We start from the raw sequence: 14,416 nt of genomic DNA, 5'->3' as shown, positions 1-14,416 counted from the left end.
TCGTGCTCAGTCCCATGACAGCGGTTATGCTCACCGCTGAATTCCTTGAAGAGACGCCGTGTGACTGCGCTGACACCCCTCGATACCCTCTGGCTGACCGAAGCTGTGCGCCTGCGTGAAAAACAAGCGGGGACGCTCGACGATCAGGAGGCCAACCGCCGCGCACGCGCTGGCGAAGGCGACCTCACGACCCGCATCACTCAGCGAGCCTTGTGGCTGGCGGAGCGCGACGGCATGGTTGCCGCGCTGCATCACTGGAAACAGGGCGCGCGACTGGCCCTGATGGCGCTGGCCGTGATGGCGGTCATGAGTGGCGCCGGCCTGGCCTTCGCTGCCATGGGCGACGGCCAGACGCCGGTCAATGTGTTCTGGGCGCTGGGCAGCCTGCTCGGTTTGAATCTGATTCTGCTGATCAGTTGGGCGCTGGGTCTGGTTTTTGCCGGGCGCAACAACAGTGGACTTGGCCGACTCTGGTTATGGCTGAGTGAAAAACTCGCCCGCGACGCTCAGGCCGCGCAACTGGCACCGGCGCTGATTCTGCTGCTGCAACGCAAACGCCTGAATCGTTGGGTATTGGGACTGGTGGTCAACAGCCTGTGGCTGATCGCACTGTTCAGTGCACTGGTGGTGCTGTTGATGCTGATGTCGACCCGGCGCTACGGCTTTGTCTGGGAAACCACCATTCTGAGCAGCGACACGTTCGTCAGCCTGACCCAGACGCTGAGTACGATCCCGGCCTGGCTGGGCTTCAGCGTGCCGGACGAATCCATGATCCGTGCCAGTGGCAATGGTGCATTGAGCATCGAAAACGCTCGCCAGGCCTGGGCGGCGTGGCTGGTTGGCGTGCTGCTGGTCTATGGCATCCTGCCGCGCCTGATGCTGGCCGCGCTTTGCCTGTGGCGCTGGAAAAACGGCCGCGCTGGCCTGCAACTCGATCTGGAACAGCCCGATTACCTTGAACTGCGCGAACGGCTGATGCCAAGCAGCGAGCGCCTGGGCGTCAACGATGCCGAGCCCGCAATGTTGCATCAGGTTCAGCGCGACGCAGGGATTGCTCAAAGCGACGGCGCCCTGCTGGTGGCCATCGAGCTGGACGACCAACAGGTCTGGCCGCCCCATTTGCCCGCTGGCGTTGCCAACGCAGGCGTTCTGGACAGCCGCGAGTCGCGCCACAAACTGCTGGAACAACTGACTCAATACCCGCCCGCACGCCTGCTGGTTGCCTGTGACCCGCGTCGCTCGCCGGATCGCGGCAGCCTTGCGCTGATCGCAGAACTGGCGCGCTGCGCTGGAGCAACCAGAGTCTGGCTGCTGCCTGCGCCCGCCGGACAAACCCTGGACCCCGAGCGGCTGGATGACTGGCATGTCGCGCTGGATCAACTGCAATTGCCCTGGGCAGACCATCTGCCCATGAGCTGGCTGGAGACAGGTCATGAGTGATGCGCACAAGTCCGGCCCCATCAAGCTTGCCGTGGTCGGCCACACCAATGTGGGCAAGACCTCCTTGCTGCGCACCCTGACGGGCGATGTGACGTTCGGCGAAGTGTCCCATCGCCCTAGCACCACACGGCATGTCGAAGGTGCTCGTCTCTCGGTGGACGGCCAGGCCACGGTCGAGTTGTACGACACGCCTGGCCTGGAAGATGCCATCGCCCTGCTCGACTATCTGGAGCGTTTGGACCGCCCCGGTGAACGGCTGGACGGCCCGGCAAGGCTCGCGCGCTTTCTGGAAGGCAGCGAAGCTCGCCAACGCTTCGAGCAGGAAGCCAAAGTGCTGCGACAGTTGCTCGATTCGAATGCGGGTCTGTATGTCATCGATGCCCGCGAACCGGTGCTGTCCAAATACCGCGACGAACTGGCCGTGCTCGCCAGTTGCGGGAAACCCTTGCTGCCAGTGCTCAATTTCGTCAGCGCGCAGCAACACCGCGAGCCTGAGTGGCGCGAAGCCCTCTCACGTCTCGGTCTGCATGCGCTGGTGCGTTTCGACAGCGTCGCCCCTCCTGAGGACGGCGGGCGGCGGCTATATGAAAGTCTGGCGCTCATGCTGGAAAGCGCACGTCCGCAGCTGGAGCGTCTGATCGAGGATCAGGAGAAACAGCGTCAGGCCAAACGCCACAGCGCAGCGCGTCTGATCGCGCAAATGCTGATCGACTGCGCAGCCTGTCGGCGCAGCGTGGAAACCACGCCTGATCAGGAGAAACAGGCCATCGAAGCATTACGTCAGGCGGTCCGTCAGCGTGAACAGCAGTGCGTCGAAGCGATGCTCAAACTGCATGCGTTTCGCAAGGATGACGTAACCGCCAGCGAGCTGCCGTTGATGGACGGTCGCTGGGGTGATGACCTGTTCAACCCTGAAACCCTCAAGCTGATGGGCGTACGCGTCGGCGGCGGCGTGGCAGCAGGCGCCGCGGCCGGAGCAGGCGTGGACCTGATGGTCGGCGGCGTCACACTGGGCGCGGCTGCGCTGGTGGGTGCCATTGCTGGCGGTGCCCTGCTGACCGCCCGCAGCTACGGCGGACGTCTGCTGGGCAAACTCAAGGGACACCGGGAACTGACCGTCGACGACGCCGTACTGCGCCTGCTCGCACTGCGACAACGTCATCTGCTGCTTGCACTGGGCGTCAGAGGCCACGCGGCAATCAACAGCATCGAACTGACCACACCGCAAGACAAGACCTGGCGTAAGGGCAAGCTGCCCGAACCTTTGTCACGATCCCGAGCCCACCCGCAATGGTCATCACTGAACCCGCGTGCGCGGCTGAATCAGGCTGAACGGCAGGAAGCGATCGATGGGTTGGCCGAGGTGATTTTGCAGGGGTGAGCCGTCAAACATGCCCGTTCGTCACGATTCGCAATGCAGAGTATCCAAAAGCATTCCGAGTCCTGGCGTGTGCATCCAAACAATCGACGAATGGGTCGCGACCACGTTATTGGCGGCTGTACAGATATCTTTTGAAGTATTTTGGCCAGACTTGCGTGCTCCAGATTCAATTTCGACCGCTACTCTTCATCGTGTCGCTAACCGCTTCCTACTCGGTACCGAGAGGGCAGGCTGGAAAAATGGAGTGTTGGTGGAATTCACGGATGATGAGAAGAGACTCTGGAACGAAGCGATCAAGTTCGCGAGGCAAAACAAGAAGGCTATAGGGAGAAAGCTGACCTCACTGGATCTTTACCCGGCAGAGGACGAGCCTGTATCGGTTTTCATGTCCGGATCCCCTGGAGCAGGTAAGACAGAAGCGTCGATTGCTCTTTTGAATCTCTTTACAAGCTCGTCTATTTTACGAATAGACCCAGACGAGCTACGCGCTGAATTTGATCTCTACACCGGGGGTAACGCGTACCTGTTCCAAGGTGGCATCTCAATTCTGATTTCCAAGATTATTGATCTGGCACTATCGCAGCAGCAGTCTTTTCTGCTGGATGGGACGCTTGCAAAAATCGACATTGCACGGAGCAATGTCGAAAGATCCTTGGAGAAAGGACGCTACGTTCAAGTGCTGTATGTCTATCAAAACCCGTTGCTTGCCTGGGAGTTCGTCAAGGCTCGAGAGCAGGCAGAGGGCAGGCGTATCCTCGCTGACCATTTCGTCGAGCAATATTTCTCTGCACGTGACGTCGTGAACACGCTTAAGCTAGAGTATGGAAAACATGTGCATGTCGATCTTCTTCTAAAGCACATAGATAACTCAGCCCGCCTTTACAAGGCGGGCGTGGACAGGATTGACTACCATATCCCCGAGCGCTATACCCGCGATGAGCTGGCAGCTGCGCTGGAAAACGTCTCACCTCAGGAGCCAGTCAATGAAGCTTCCAAATCCGCACGCCGAGAAGGCCAAGAATTCTTTCGCGGAATTCATTCGCAACGCGAAGTCCGATGAAAAAAAGCGTATTTACAGTGCTGTTCTGACTGAGGCGACCAAGCGCCAGAACGAGATCATCGCGCAGGTTAAAAACGCCTGACAGCGACCGCTCAATAAAAAACCCGCATCTCTGCGGGTTTTTTTATTGCTTCAAGGAATCAGCCCTTGAACACGTCGTCCACGCTGGTCAGCGGGTAATGCTTCGGATATGGCAGAGTGGCCACGCCGCTTTCGATGGCGGCCTTGGCGACTGCTTCGGCGATACGCCCAAGCAGGCGGGTGTCCATTGGTTTCGGGATGATGTACTCACGACCGAATTCCAGCTTGATGCCGCCATAGGCGTCGCACACTTCCTGAGGAACCGGCAGTTTGGCCAGTTCGCGCAGGGCGTTGGCTGCGGCGATCTTCATTTCTTCGTTGATGCGCTTGGCGCGAACGTCCAGAGCACCACGGAAGATGAACGGGAAGCCCAGTACGTTGTTGACCTGGTTCGGGTAGTCCGAACGGCCGGTCGCCATGATCACGTCGCTGCGAGTGGCGTGAGCCAGTTCCGGGGAGATTTCCGGATCAGGGTTCGAGCAGGCGAACACGATTGGATCCTTGGCCATCAGCTTGAGGTTTTCAGCGCTCAGCAGGTTAGGACCGGACAGACCCACGAACACGTCAGCACCTTCCAGTGCATCGGTCAGCGTGCGCTTCTCGGTGGCGTGAGCGAACACAGCCTTGTACTGGTTCAGGTCAGTGCGGCCAGAGTGGATCACGCCGGTGCGGTCGATCATGAAGATGTTTTCGATCTTCGCGCCCATGCTCACCAGCAGCTTCATGCAGGAGATGGCGGCAGCGCCAGCGCCCAGGCAGACGATCTTCGCGGTCTCGAGGGATTTGCCGACGATTTCCAGTGCGTTGATCATGCCGGCTGCGGTCACGATAGCGGTGCCGTGCTGGTCATCGTGGAATACCGGGATGTCGCACTGTTCGATCAGCGCTTTCTCGATTTCAAAGCACTCAGGTGCCTTGATGTCTTCCAGGTTGATGCCGCCGAAAGTGATCGAGATGCGCTTGACGGTGTCGATGAAGGCCTGCGGGCTTTCGGAATCGACTTCGATATCGAAAACGTCGATACCGGCGAAACGCTTGAACAGAACCCCTTTGCCTTCCATAACCGGCTTGGAGGCCAGTGGGCCCAGATCACCGAGGCCGAGGATTGCGGTGCCATCGGAGATAACTGCTACCAGGTTGCCTTTGCCGGTGTACTTGTAAGCCAGCTCGGGGTCACGGGCAATTTCACGCACGGGTTCAGCAACGCCAGGGCTGTAGGCCAGAGCCAGGTCACGAGCGGTTGCGGTCGGCTTGGTGAGTTCTACGCTCAGCTTCCCTGGACGGGGATTGGCATGGTAATCGAGCGCGGCAGTTTTCAAATCTGACATGTATTGGATTCCGCTTTTTTTACTGTGGGACAGACGGACCGCCGAGGATACGCAAGATGCATAGTCCTAACAAGACTGACCAGTCACTGCTGTCAAGGGGCGAGAAGTTAGACTTTCCGCTAAGGCACTGGAAACACAAAAAGCCGAACCGCTCGTCGAAAGGCCCGGGATTGCAGACGATGCCTAGGGGTTGAGCATGGCCGGGTGGGTCAGCGGCATCAACCAGCGAGCCTGTCCTGACTGTAGACCACCGCGCCGGGAACGGTCCACCACCCAGCCCCGCGCCTCGATCTGTTGACCCTTGAGCCTTTCAAGCTTCGCCACATCGAAGGCAGACAGCAGGTCAGGGGCAACGCGTAACACCAATGAACCGTCGAGTTCGATCCAGACGCCGCCGCGATTGCGCTGAACGCTCTTCACGCGACCGGTCACGACGGCAAAGCCGCCTTTTTTGATCCGGTTGGCAGATTGCACCGGAGAGTTGCGCCACAGCCCCAGTCTGGCCTGACGCGCCTGACGCTCGGCGCTCTGCTGGCAATCGACCAGCGCCGTATTGGGTGCAAAGGCGACCAGATAGCCGAGCCCTTCGCTGAGCAGCTGCGCTTCCAGGTTGGTGCCGTTGCGGCTGTAGACGTTGGCCAGCGTACGACCGTAGCGATCCTTGGCCTGCTGACCGATCTGCAGGCGGACCTGACCGCCGCTGTCTTTGACCAGCGCTTGCAGACGTCGCTTGCCCGCTTCGGCAAACGGCTCGGCGGATTGACCACGCTTGCCGGTCTCGGGGGTATTGAGACCAATCATTCGCACGCTGCGGCCATCGCTCAGGCGCAGGGTGTCGCCATCCACCACCCGCTGCACCTTCGCAACCGGCAAACCATTCGGTGCGGGGCAGAACGCCTGCGCGTCGGCCAGCCAAATCGCGGACATAAAAAAGACGCCCACAAGGGGCGTCTTTTCAAGCAGTCTGGAAATGCCCATGAGGCAGCCAGTCTTACTTCGCTTTGGTTGCGCCGAACGCACCGAAACGGGATTTGAACTTGTCGACACGGCCGCCAATGTCAAGCGTCTTCTGCTTGCCAGTGTAGAACGGGTGGCACTCGTTGCACACGTCGAGGCTCAAAGGGCCGGCGAGAGTGGAACGGGTCTTGATGACATTGCCGCAGCTGCAGGTTGCGTCAATGGCTTCGTAAACTGGATGGATATCAGCTTTCATCGGTACTTCCTCAGTCTAGCGTGCCGCCACCCAACACTATTGTTGAATACCGCACGGAAATAGGCCGTGGATAGTATCAGACAATCAAAACGACGCAAGCGAACCTTTGCACCGGTCGTCTGCTAAGATCGCCCATCGCCCACGACCGACACAGGGAAACACCGCGTGCCCGACGCCATCCTGCGCCTTGCCCTGCCCTCGCCGCTTCGCCGCCTGTTCGATTACCGCGCCCCCGCTGGCGTGTCGCGCAGCGCCCTGCAGCCCGGCATGCGGTTGCGAGTGCCATTTGGTCGACGGGAAATGATCGGCATTCTGGTCGAGGTCGTGGATCACAGCGAAGTACCCGCTGACAAATTGAAACCGGCCATTGCCTTGCTGGACAGCCAGGCGCCACTGCCTCCTGCGCTGTTCAAGCTGTGCCTGTGGACGTCCCAGTATTATCAGCACAGCCTGGGCGACACCCTGAGCTGGGCGTTGCCGGTGTTGCTGCGTCAGGGCGAACTGGCCGAAACCCGCCAGGAACGCTTCTGGCACGTATCACCCGGCGCCAGCGTCGACGACTCGCGCATCGCCCGCGCGCCCAAGCAGCGCGAAGCCCTGACCACCCTCGCCCAGCATCCCCATGGCGTAGCGCATCAACTGCTCAGCAAGCTGATGCTTAATAAAGACAGCCTCAACCTGTTGCTGGCCAAGGAACTGGTGTACGTCGAGGTGCGCAGCCACGCGCCCATTGCGCGACATGAACACTGGCTGGCCCAGCCGGAATTGCCGCTCAACACCGAACAGCGCGCCGCCTATGAAGCCATTCGCGCCGGGTTCGACAGCTTCCATGCGTTTCTGCTGGCGGGCGTGACGGGCAGCGGCAAGACCGAAGTCTATCTGCAGTTGATCCGCGAGACGCTGGAAGCCGGCAAGCAGGCGCTGGTACTGATTCCGGAAATCAACCTGGGGCCGCAGACCCTGGCGCGCTTCGAACAGCGCTTCAATGCACGTATTGCGCTGGTGCATTCGGCGGTCAACGACCGCGAGCGACTGGACGCCTGGCTGGCGGCGCGCGACGGCGAAGCCGACATTATTATCGGCACCCGTTCGGCGCTGTTCACGCCCATGAAGAACCCGGGCCTGATCATCATCGACGAAGAGCACGACGGTTCCTATAAACAGCAGGAAGGTCTGCGCTATCACGCACGCGATCTGGCGCTGGTGCGTGCCCGTCAGGAAAACATCCCGATTGTGCTCGGCTCGGCGACGCCATCGCTGGAAAGCCTGCACAACGCCTACACCGGTCGTTACGGCCTGCTGCGCCTGAATCAACGCGCCGGTGGCGCACAACAACCGCGTTTTCTGCGCCTGGACGTAAAGAGTCGTCCACTGGACAGCGGTATCTCCGGGCCGATGCAACAGGCCATCGGCCAGACGCTCGCGGCAGGCCAGCAAGTGCTGGTGTTCCTCAACCGCCGTGGTTTTGCACCGACCTTGCTGTGCCACGACTGTGGCTGGATGTCCGGCTGTCAGCGCTGCGATGCGCGCATGACCGTGCACCAGCGATCTGGCGAACTGCGCTGTCACCACTGCGGATACGTTGAACGGGTGCCGCGTCAGTGTCCGTCCTGCGGCAAGGTGGATCTGCGACCGGTCGGCGCGGGCACCGAGCGCGCTGAAGAACGATTGGCGATTCTGTTTCCGGATTACCCGGTGCTGCGCGTTGATCGCGACAGCACCTCGCGCAAGGATGCGATGAACCAGTTGTTCGCGACCATCCAGCGCGGCCAGCCGTGCATTCTGGTGGGTACCCAGATGCTCGCCAAAGGTCACCACTTCCCCCGCGTTACGCTGGTGTCCATTCTGGACGCTGACGGTGGGCTGTTCTCCGGCGACTTCCGGGCCAGCGAGCGCATGGCACAACTGATCGTGCAGGTCGCCGGGCGCGCAGGCCGGGCCGAAGAGCCGGGCAAGGTAATCATCCAGACGCACCTGGCCGACCATCCGCTGTTGATCCAGCTCACCGAACAGGGCTATTTCGCGTTCGCCGAGCAGGCCCTGAGCGAACGCCGCTCCGCCGGACTGCCGCCGTTCTCGCACCTGGCATTGCTGCGCGCCGAAGCGCACAAGCCGGGGCAAGCCGAGGAGTTTCTGGATCAGGCTTGCAGTGAAGCCGAACGACTATTGGCGGGCATGAGCCTGGGCGGCATCGAACTGCTAGGCCCGGTGCCCGCCCCCATGGAGCGCCGTGCCGGACGGTATCGCGCGCAACTGCTGCTGCAGTCCAGCGCCCGCGCGCCGCTGCACAAATTGCTGAGCCAGTGGCTGATTGTCCTGGAGCAGATGCCCAGTGGCAGGCAGGTCCGCTGGTCGCTGGATGTGGATCCGGTGGATCTGTACTGAGCTGTCTACGCGAATAAACGCGGCTTTTGTGGGACGCGGCTGCACAGTTACGGGCCTGAAAACCAACACGGTTGGCAACACGGCTTGAGCAACGGATAATGCGGAGTTTTTCCACCCGCGCATCCAGGCGCCACCGCGCTTGCGGTCGAAGAGAGCATCATGAAAGACACCATTCGTCAGCTGATCCAACAAGCCCTGACCCGTCTCGTCACTGAGGGCGTCTTGCCAGAAGGGCTGACGCCGGCGATTCAGGTAGAGAACGCTCGCGACAAGACCCACGGGGACTTCGCCAGCAATATCGCGATGATGCTCGCCAAGCCTGCCGGGATGAAGCCGCGTGATCTGGCTGAAAAGCTGATTGCCGCGCTGCCCGCCGATGAGCAGGTCAGCAAGGTGGAAATCGCAGGTCCCGGCTTTCTGAATTTCTTCCAGAACACTCAGGCCCTGGCCGCGCGTCTGGACACAGCCTTGGCCGACCCGCAGCTTTCGGTACGCAAGGCAGGCCCGGCGCAGCGTGTGGTGGTCGACCTGTCGGCACCGAACCTGGCCAAGGAAATGCACGTCGGCCACCTGCGCTCGACCATCATTGGTGACGGCGTAGCCAACGTCCTCGCTTTTCTGGGCGACACTGTCATTCGCCAGAACCATGTCGGCGACTGGGGTACCCAGTTCGGCATGCTGCTGGCGTATCTTCAGGAAAAACCGGCGACCAGTGACGAACTGTCTGACTTGGAAAACTTCTACCGCGCCGCGAAGCAGCGCTTCGACGAATCCGAAGAGTTCGCCGAGCGCGCTCGCGGGCTGGTGGTCAAGTTGCAGGGCGGCGATGCCGAGTGCCTCGCGCTATGGAAACGCTTCAACGAGATCTCGCTGTCGCACTGCCAGAAGACCTACGAGCGCCTCAACGTCAATCTGACCCCGGCCGATGTCATGGGCGAAAGCGCCTATAACGATGATCTGGCCAATGTGGTCAGCGACTTGAAGGCCGCTGGCCTGTTGGTGGAAAGCAATGGCGCGCTGTGCGTGTTCCTCGAAGAATTCCGCACCGCAGAAGACACGCCCCTGCCGGTGATCGTGCAGAAGGCCGGTGGCGGCTATCTGTACGCCACCACTGACCTGGCCGCCATTCGTTATCGCAGCAAGGTGCTCAAGGCTGACCGTGCGCTCTACTTCGTCGACCAGCGTCAGGCGCTGCACTTCCAGCAAGTATTTGAGGTGGCGCGCCGCGCAGGCTTCGTTCATGAAGGCATGCAGCTGGAGCACATGGGCTTCGGCACCATGAACGGCGCCGACGGCCGTCCGTTCAAGACGCGCGATGGCGGCACGGTCAAGCTGATCGACCTGCTCGACGAAGCCGAAGAGCGCGCCTACACGCTGGTGAAAGAAAAGAATCCCGAAGTCGCGGAAGCCGAACTGCGCAGTATTGCCAAGGCGGTGGGTATCAGCGCAGTGAAGTACGCCGACCTGTCCAAGCACCGCACCAGCGACTACAGCTTCAACTTCGACCAGATGCTGAGCTTCGAAGGCAACACCGCGCCTTACCTGCTCTACGCCTACACCCGCGTGTCTGGCGTATTCCGCAAGCTGGGCACGCCGTTCGACGCCAGCAAAGGCAAGATCGTGCTGGAAGCGCCACAGGAGCAGGAGCTGGCGGCTCGCCTGGCGCAATTCACCGAAACCCTGAATAACGTCGCAGAAAAAGGCACGCCTCACGTACTCTGTGCTTACCTGTATGACCTTGCGGGTCTGTTTTCGAGCTTTTACGAAAACTGCCCGATCCTTGGTGCCGAAAATCCCGATCAGCAACAGAGCCGCCTGCGTCTGGCAGCGCTGACCGGTCGCACCCTCAAGCAAGGCCTGGATCTGTTGGGTCTGGAAACTCTGGAGCGTATGTAAGTTGGCAGTTGCGAAGAAGAAACCGGCACCCAAGCGCGGCGCCAGCCGTTATCAGGCACCCGCCAAGCAGCCGATTCCAGGATGGTTGTGGCTGGTCATTGGTTTGACCGTAGGCGCATTCGTTGTCTTCCTGATGAAGCTCGAACCCGGCGGCGACGACATCAAGCGAGTCAAGGCTGACGCCAAGGCCGCGAAGATCGCCGAGGCGAACAAGACGCCGCCGAGCCCGACGGCGCCGGTCAAACCCAAGTACGACTTCTACACCTTGCTGCCCGAGTCGGAAGTGATCGTGCCGAACGAAGCGGTGCCTGAAAAGACGCCACCTGCAGTCGCGCCGACCGCCCCGGTTACGCCGGAGCAGGCCGCCAAGATCGACACGGCCCGTGCCCAGGCTGCGCTCAGCGGTCTGACGCCACCGCCAGCGCCTCCGGTCACGGCCACCAAACCGGCAGCGGTGACTACGTTCTTCCTGCAGGCGGGCTCGTTCCGCAAGCAGGCCGACGCTGAAAAAGTCCGTGCGCAGATCATCCTGCTGGGCCAGACGGCAACGGTCGAATCCGGCACAGTGAAGGACGAGACCTGGTACCGCGTTCTGGTCGGCCCGTTCAGCAACCGCGAACAACTGACCACGGCCCAGAAACAACTGGCGGGTGGCGGATTTAGTAACCTGTTGTTGCAGCAGCGTCAGAGCCGGTAGGGCGCGCACCAATAGTCGATAGTGCGCATGCGGAGCGCTCATCGTTATACACAAGCCCGCCTCGACACTGATCGATGATCGTTCCCACGCAGAGCGATGGGCACGATCAGTGTTGAGACAGCCATTCACCCCCAACGGTTGAAATACCCGACCCCACCCCCATATGAGTCTGCATCAGGGCATTTTCGCCCCGCTGCGTGGAGACTCTCCCCTTGACCACCATCGTTTCAGTGCGCCGTCACGGCAAAGTCGTCATGGCTGGCGACGGCCAGGTTTCCCTGGGCAATACCGTCATGAAAGGCAACGCCAAGAAAGTGCGTCGCCTGTACCACGGCGAAGTGATTGCCGGGTTCGCTGGCGCTACCGCAGATGCATTCACGCTGTTCGAGCGCTTTGAAGGCCAACTGGAAAAACACCAGGGCCATCTGGTGCGGGCAGCCGTCGAACTGGCCAAGGACTGGCGCACCGACCGCTCGCTGAGCCGTCTGGAGGCCATGCTGGCCGTTGCCAACAAGGACGCCTCGCTGATCATCACCGGCAACGGCGATGTCGTCGAACCGGAAGACGGTTTGATCGCGATGGGCTCCGGCGGTGCATTCGCTCAGGCCGCCGCACGCGCCCTGCTGCTCAAGACCGATCTGTCGGCACGCGAAATCGCGGAAACCTCCCTGCACATCGCAGGCGACATTTGCGTGTTCACCAACCACAACATCACCATTGAGGAGCAGGACCTCGCCGAATAAGCCGCTCTCGGCTTGTTTGCGCTAGAGGACCGTCAATCATTATGTCCATGACTCCCCGCGAAATCGTCCACGAACTCAACCGCCATATCATCGGCCAGGACGATGCCAAGCGCGCCGTTGCGATTGCCCTGCGCAACCGCTGGCGCCGCATGCAGCTGCCTGAAGAGCTGCGCGTCGAAGTGACGCCGAAGAACATTCTGATGATCGGCCCGACCGGTGTCGGCAAGACCGAAATCGCCCGTCGCCTGGCCAAGCTCGCCAACGCGCCGTTCATCAAGGTCGAAGCGACCAAGTTCACTGAAGTCGGCTATGTCGGCCGCGATGTCGAGTCGATCATCCGTGATCTGGCGGACGCTGCGATCAAGCTGCTGCGCGAGCAGGAAATCGTCAAGGTTCGCCATCGTGCCGAAGATGCTGCCGAAGACCGCATTCTCGATGCCCTGCTGCCACCGGCCCGTGTCGGGTTCAACGAAGACCCGGTGCAGACCAACGATTCCAACACTCGCCAGCTGTTCCGCAAGCGCCTGCGCGAAGGTCAGCTGGATGACAAGGAAATCGAGATCGAAATCAACGAAGCCGTGGGCGTCGATATCTCCGCGCCACCCGGCATGGAGGAGATGACCAACCAGCTTCAGAGCCTGTTTGCCAATATGGGCAAAGGCAAGAAAAAGAGCCGCAAGCTCAAGGTCAAGGAAGCGCTCAAGCTGGTCCGTGAAGAAGAAGCGGGCCGTCTGGTCAACGACGAAGAGTTGAAGGTCAAGGCGCTGGAAGCCGTCGAGCAGCACGGTATCGTGTTCATTGACGAAATCGACAAGGTGGCCAAGCGCGGCAATTCCGGTGGCGTAGACGTGTCACGCGAAGGCGTTCAGCGCGACCTGTTGCCGCTGATCGAAGGCTGCACGGTCAACACCAAGCTGGGCATGGTCAAGACCGACCACATCCTGTTCATTGCCTCGGGCGCGTTCCACCTCAGCAAGCCGAGCGATCTGGTGCCCGAGCTTCAGGGTCGTCTGCCGATTCGCGTCGAACTCAAGGCCCTGTCGCCCCAAGACTTCGAACGCATCCTCAGCGAGCCGCACGCATCGCTGACCGAGCAGTACTGCGCGCTGCTCAAGACCGAAGGCCTGAATATCGAATTCAAGCCCGAAGGCATCAAGCGCCTGGCGGAAATCGCCTGGCAGGTCAACGAGAAGACCGAGAACATCGGTGCCCGTCGCCTGCACACGCTGCTTGAGCGCCTGCTTGAGGAAGTGTCGTTCAGCGCAGGCGATATGGCCTCCAGCCCGGACGCTGCGCCGATCGCCATCGATGCCGACTACGTCAACAGTCACCTGGGCGAACTGGCCGAGGACGAAGATTTGTCGCGTTACATCCTGTAAGCCTGCCAGATTGCACAGGGGCGTCGAAAAACGCTCCTGTGCATGCATCGCCTTGAACATCGAAACCGGAATCCATGAGCCCAATCCCCAGCGCCATTCAGTTGCACAAGGCCTCGAAGACCCTGACGCTCAAATACGCGTCCGGTGAGGAATATCACCTGCCTGCCGAGCTGCTGCGGGTGCATTCTCCTTCCGCCGAAGTTCAGGGCCACGGCAAACCGATTCTGCAACACGGCAAACTGAATGTAGGCCTGACGAAAGTCGAGCCGGCCGGGCAATACGCGCTGAAACTGACCTTCGACGACGGTCATGACAGCGGCCTGTTCACCTGGCAATACCTCCACGAACTGGCCGTGCGTCAGGAAGCCTTGTGGGCGGATTATCTTCAGGAGCTGGAAAAAGCCGGCAAGTCCCGCGATCCTTCCGAGCACGTCGTCAAACTCATGCTCTGACCCGCAAAACCCCGCCCCAGCCGCTCTGGCACGCCATCTGCCGTTTTAGGACGCGCTTTCTAATCGAATTTGTTTCAATATTCCGCGCAGCGGCCAATGACTGACGCCGCTTGCGATTTTTTGAAATCTCGCGTAACCAATGGCATTGGCAATTTCCTCCGCATCGATCCGATGCGCAGACGCGGTATGCAAGGAGTGGTTACACGAAGCGCAGCTGTTCAGATGCCTTCGCGGTAGCCTGCGTGAAAATCGGGAAATTGGCTGCCAAGCCATCTTAGGTCACACGAGCAGTAGTACCGGCTATTCGCCTGTGTCACTGGTTCACAGGGAAGTAGTTGCGGTACTCGTCTCAGGACAACGG

At 60.6% G+C, this 14,416-nt stretch carries 12 protein-coding genes; 9 read left to right on the top strand and 3 right to left on the bottom strand.

From position 1 onward, the window contains the following. Window positions 1-60: 60 nt before the first annotated feature. The 3 genes from AC0IXS_RS16845 to AC0IXS_RS16835 all read left to right on the top strand — a co-directional run bounded on the left by AC0IXS_RS16845 (window position 61) and on the right by AC0IXS_RS16835 (window position 3,881). Window positions 61-1,440: a DUF2868 domain-containing protein gene (locus AC0IXS_RS16845; protein WP_057409713.1), complete on the top strand. Its 1,380-nt coding sequence runs from the start codon at window positions 61-63 to the stop codon at window positions 1,438-1,440. Further along, window positions 1,433-2,821 carry a DUF3482 domain-containing protein gene (locus AC0IXS_RS16840; RefSeq protein ID WP_471825212.1) on the top strand — a complete coding sequence of 463 codons (1,389 nt, stop codon included), beginning with the start codon at window positions 1,433-1,435 and terminating at the stop codon, window positions 2,819-2,821. The genes AC0IXS_RS16845 and AC0IXS_RS16840 overlap by 8 nt, the downstream gene beginning before the upstream one ends. A 244-nt stretch (window positions 2,822-3,065) precedes the next feature. Then, window positions 3,066-3,881: a zeta toxin family protein gene (locus AC0IXS_RS16835; protein WP_191957263.1), complete on the top strand. Its 816-nt coding sequence runs from the start codon at window positions 3,066-3,068 to the stop codon at window positions 3,879-3,881. 140 nt (window positions 3,882-4,021) lie between these two features. Here the strand turns inward: AC0IXS_RS16835 and AC0IXS_RS16830 are convergent, their stop codons facing one another. The 3 genes from AC0IXS_RS16830 to rpmE form a co-directional block, all read right to left on the bottom strand. Beyond that, window positions 4,022-5,290, bottom strand: a complete 1,269-nt coding sequence (locus AC0IXS_RS16830) for a malic enzyme-like NAD(P)-binding protein (protein ID WP_004888224.1) — start codon at window positions 5,288-5,290, stop codon at window positions 4,022-4,024. 183 nt (window positions 5,291-5,473) lie between these two features. After that, window positions 5,474-6,268 (bottom strand): thermonuclease family protein, encoded by a 795-nt coding sequence (locus AC0IXS_RS16825; protein ID WP_191957209.1) that lies wholly within the window; start codon window positions 6,266-6,268, stop codon window positions 5,474-5,476. Between the two features lie 13 nt (window positions 6,269-6,281). Next, on the bottom strand, window positions 6,282-6,503 hold the full coding sequence (gene rpmE, locus AC0IXS_RS16820) for a 50S ribosomal protein L31 (protein WP_004888228.1): 222 nt from the start codon (window positions 6,501-6,503) through the stop codon (window positions 6,282-6,284). A gap of 165 nt (window positions 6,504-6,668) precedes the next feature. On the opposite strand from rpmE, the gene AC0IXS_RS16815 reads away from it, so the two are divergent. The 6 genes from AC0IXS_RS16815 to AC0IXS_RS16790 all read left to right on the top strand — a co-directional run bounded on the left by AC0IXS_RS16815 (window position 6,669) and on the right by AC0IXS_RS16790 (window position 14,055). Next, entirely contained in the window at window positions 6,669-8,888 is a 2,220-nt protein-coding gene (locus AC0IXS_RS16815) for a primosomal protein N' (protein ID WP_057409716.1), read from the top strand. Window positions 8,889-9,047: 159 nt separating this feature from the next. Continuing rightward, the gene (gene argS, locus AC0IXS_RS16810) at window positions 9,048-10,784 is read left to right on the top strand and encodes an arginine--tRNA ligase (protein WP_057409717.1); all 1,737 of its coding nucleotides are present in this window, start codon (window positions 9,048-9,050) and stop codon (window positions 10,782-10,784) included. A gap of 1 nt (window position 10,785) precedes the next feature. Then, window positions 10,786-11,481: an SPOR domain-containing protein gene (locus AC0IXS_RS16805; RefSeq protein WP_057409718.1), complete on the top strand. Its 696-nt coding sequence runs from the start codon at window positions 10,786-10,788 to the stop codon at window positions 11,479-11,481. Window positions 11,482-11,693: 212 nt separating this feature from the next. Continuing rightward, window positions 11,694-12,224 carry an ATP-dependent protease subunit HslV gene (hslV, locus tag AC0IXS_RS16800; RefSeq protein WP_004882674.1) on the top strand — a complete coding sequence of 177 codons (531 nt, stop codon included), beginning with the start codon at window positions 11,694-11,696 and terminating at the stop codon, window positions 12,222-12,224. A gap of 41 nt (window positions 12,225-12,265) precedes the next feature. Further along, a complete protein-coding gene (hslU, locus tag AC0IXS_RS16795) occupies window positions 12,266-13,603 on the top strand; it encodes an HslU--HslV peptidase ATPase subunit (RefSeq protein WP_043304179.1) in 1,338 nt (445 codons plus the stop codon). Between the two features lie 74 nt (window positions 13,604-13,677). Further along, on the top strand, window positions 13,678-14,055 hold the full coding sequence (locus AC0IXS_RS16790; RefSeq protein WP_057409719.1) for a gamma-butyrobetaine hydroxylase family protein: 378 nt from the start codon (window positions 13,678-13,680) through the stop codon (window positions 14,053-14,055). Window positions 14,056-14,416 lie beyond the last annotated feature (361 nt).

The sequence above is a fragment of the Pseudomonas sp. AC016 genome (genome assembly GCF_979253365.1).
Note: the sequence above shows the minus strand (reverse complement) of the source record. Positions and strands in the feature narration are given on the sequence as shown.

Coding starts and splice junctions, on each gene's coding strand:
- argS (WP_057409717.1), top strand. CDS start 9,048: ATGAAAGACACCATTCGTCAGCTGATCCAACAAGCCCTGACCCGTCTC.
- AC0IXS_RS16840 (WP_471825212.1), top strand. CDS start 1,433: ATGAGTGATGCGCACAAGTCCGGCCCCATCAAGCTTGCCGTGGTCGGC.
- hslU (WP_043304179.1), top strand. CDS start 12,266: ATGTCCATGACTCCCCGCGAAATCGTCCACGAACTCAACCGCCATATC.
- AC0IXS_RS16830 (WP_004888224.1), bottom strand. CDS start 5,290: ATGTCAGATTTGAAAACTGCCGCGCTCGATTACCATGCCAATCCCCGT.
- AC0IXS_RS16825 (WP_191957209.1), bottom strand. CDS start 6,268: ATGGGCATTTCCAGACTGCTTGAAAAGACGCCCCTTGTGGGCGTCTTT.
- AC0IXS_RS16790 (WP_057409719.1), top strand. CDS start 13,678: ATGAGCCCAATCCCCAGCGCCATTCAGTTGCACAAGGCCTCGAAGACC.
- rpmE (WP_004888228.1), bottom strand. CDS start 6,503: ATGAAAGCTGATATCCATCCAGTTTACGAAGCCATTGACGCAACCTGC.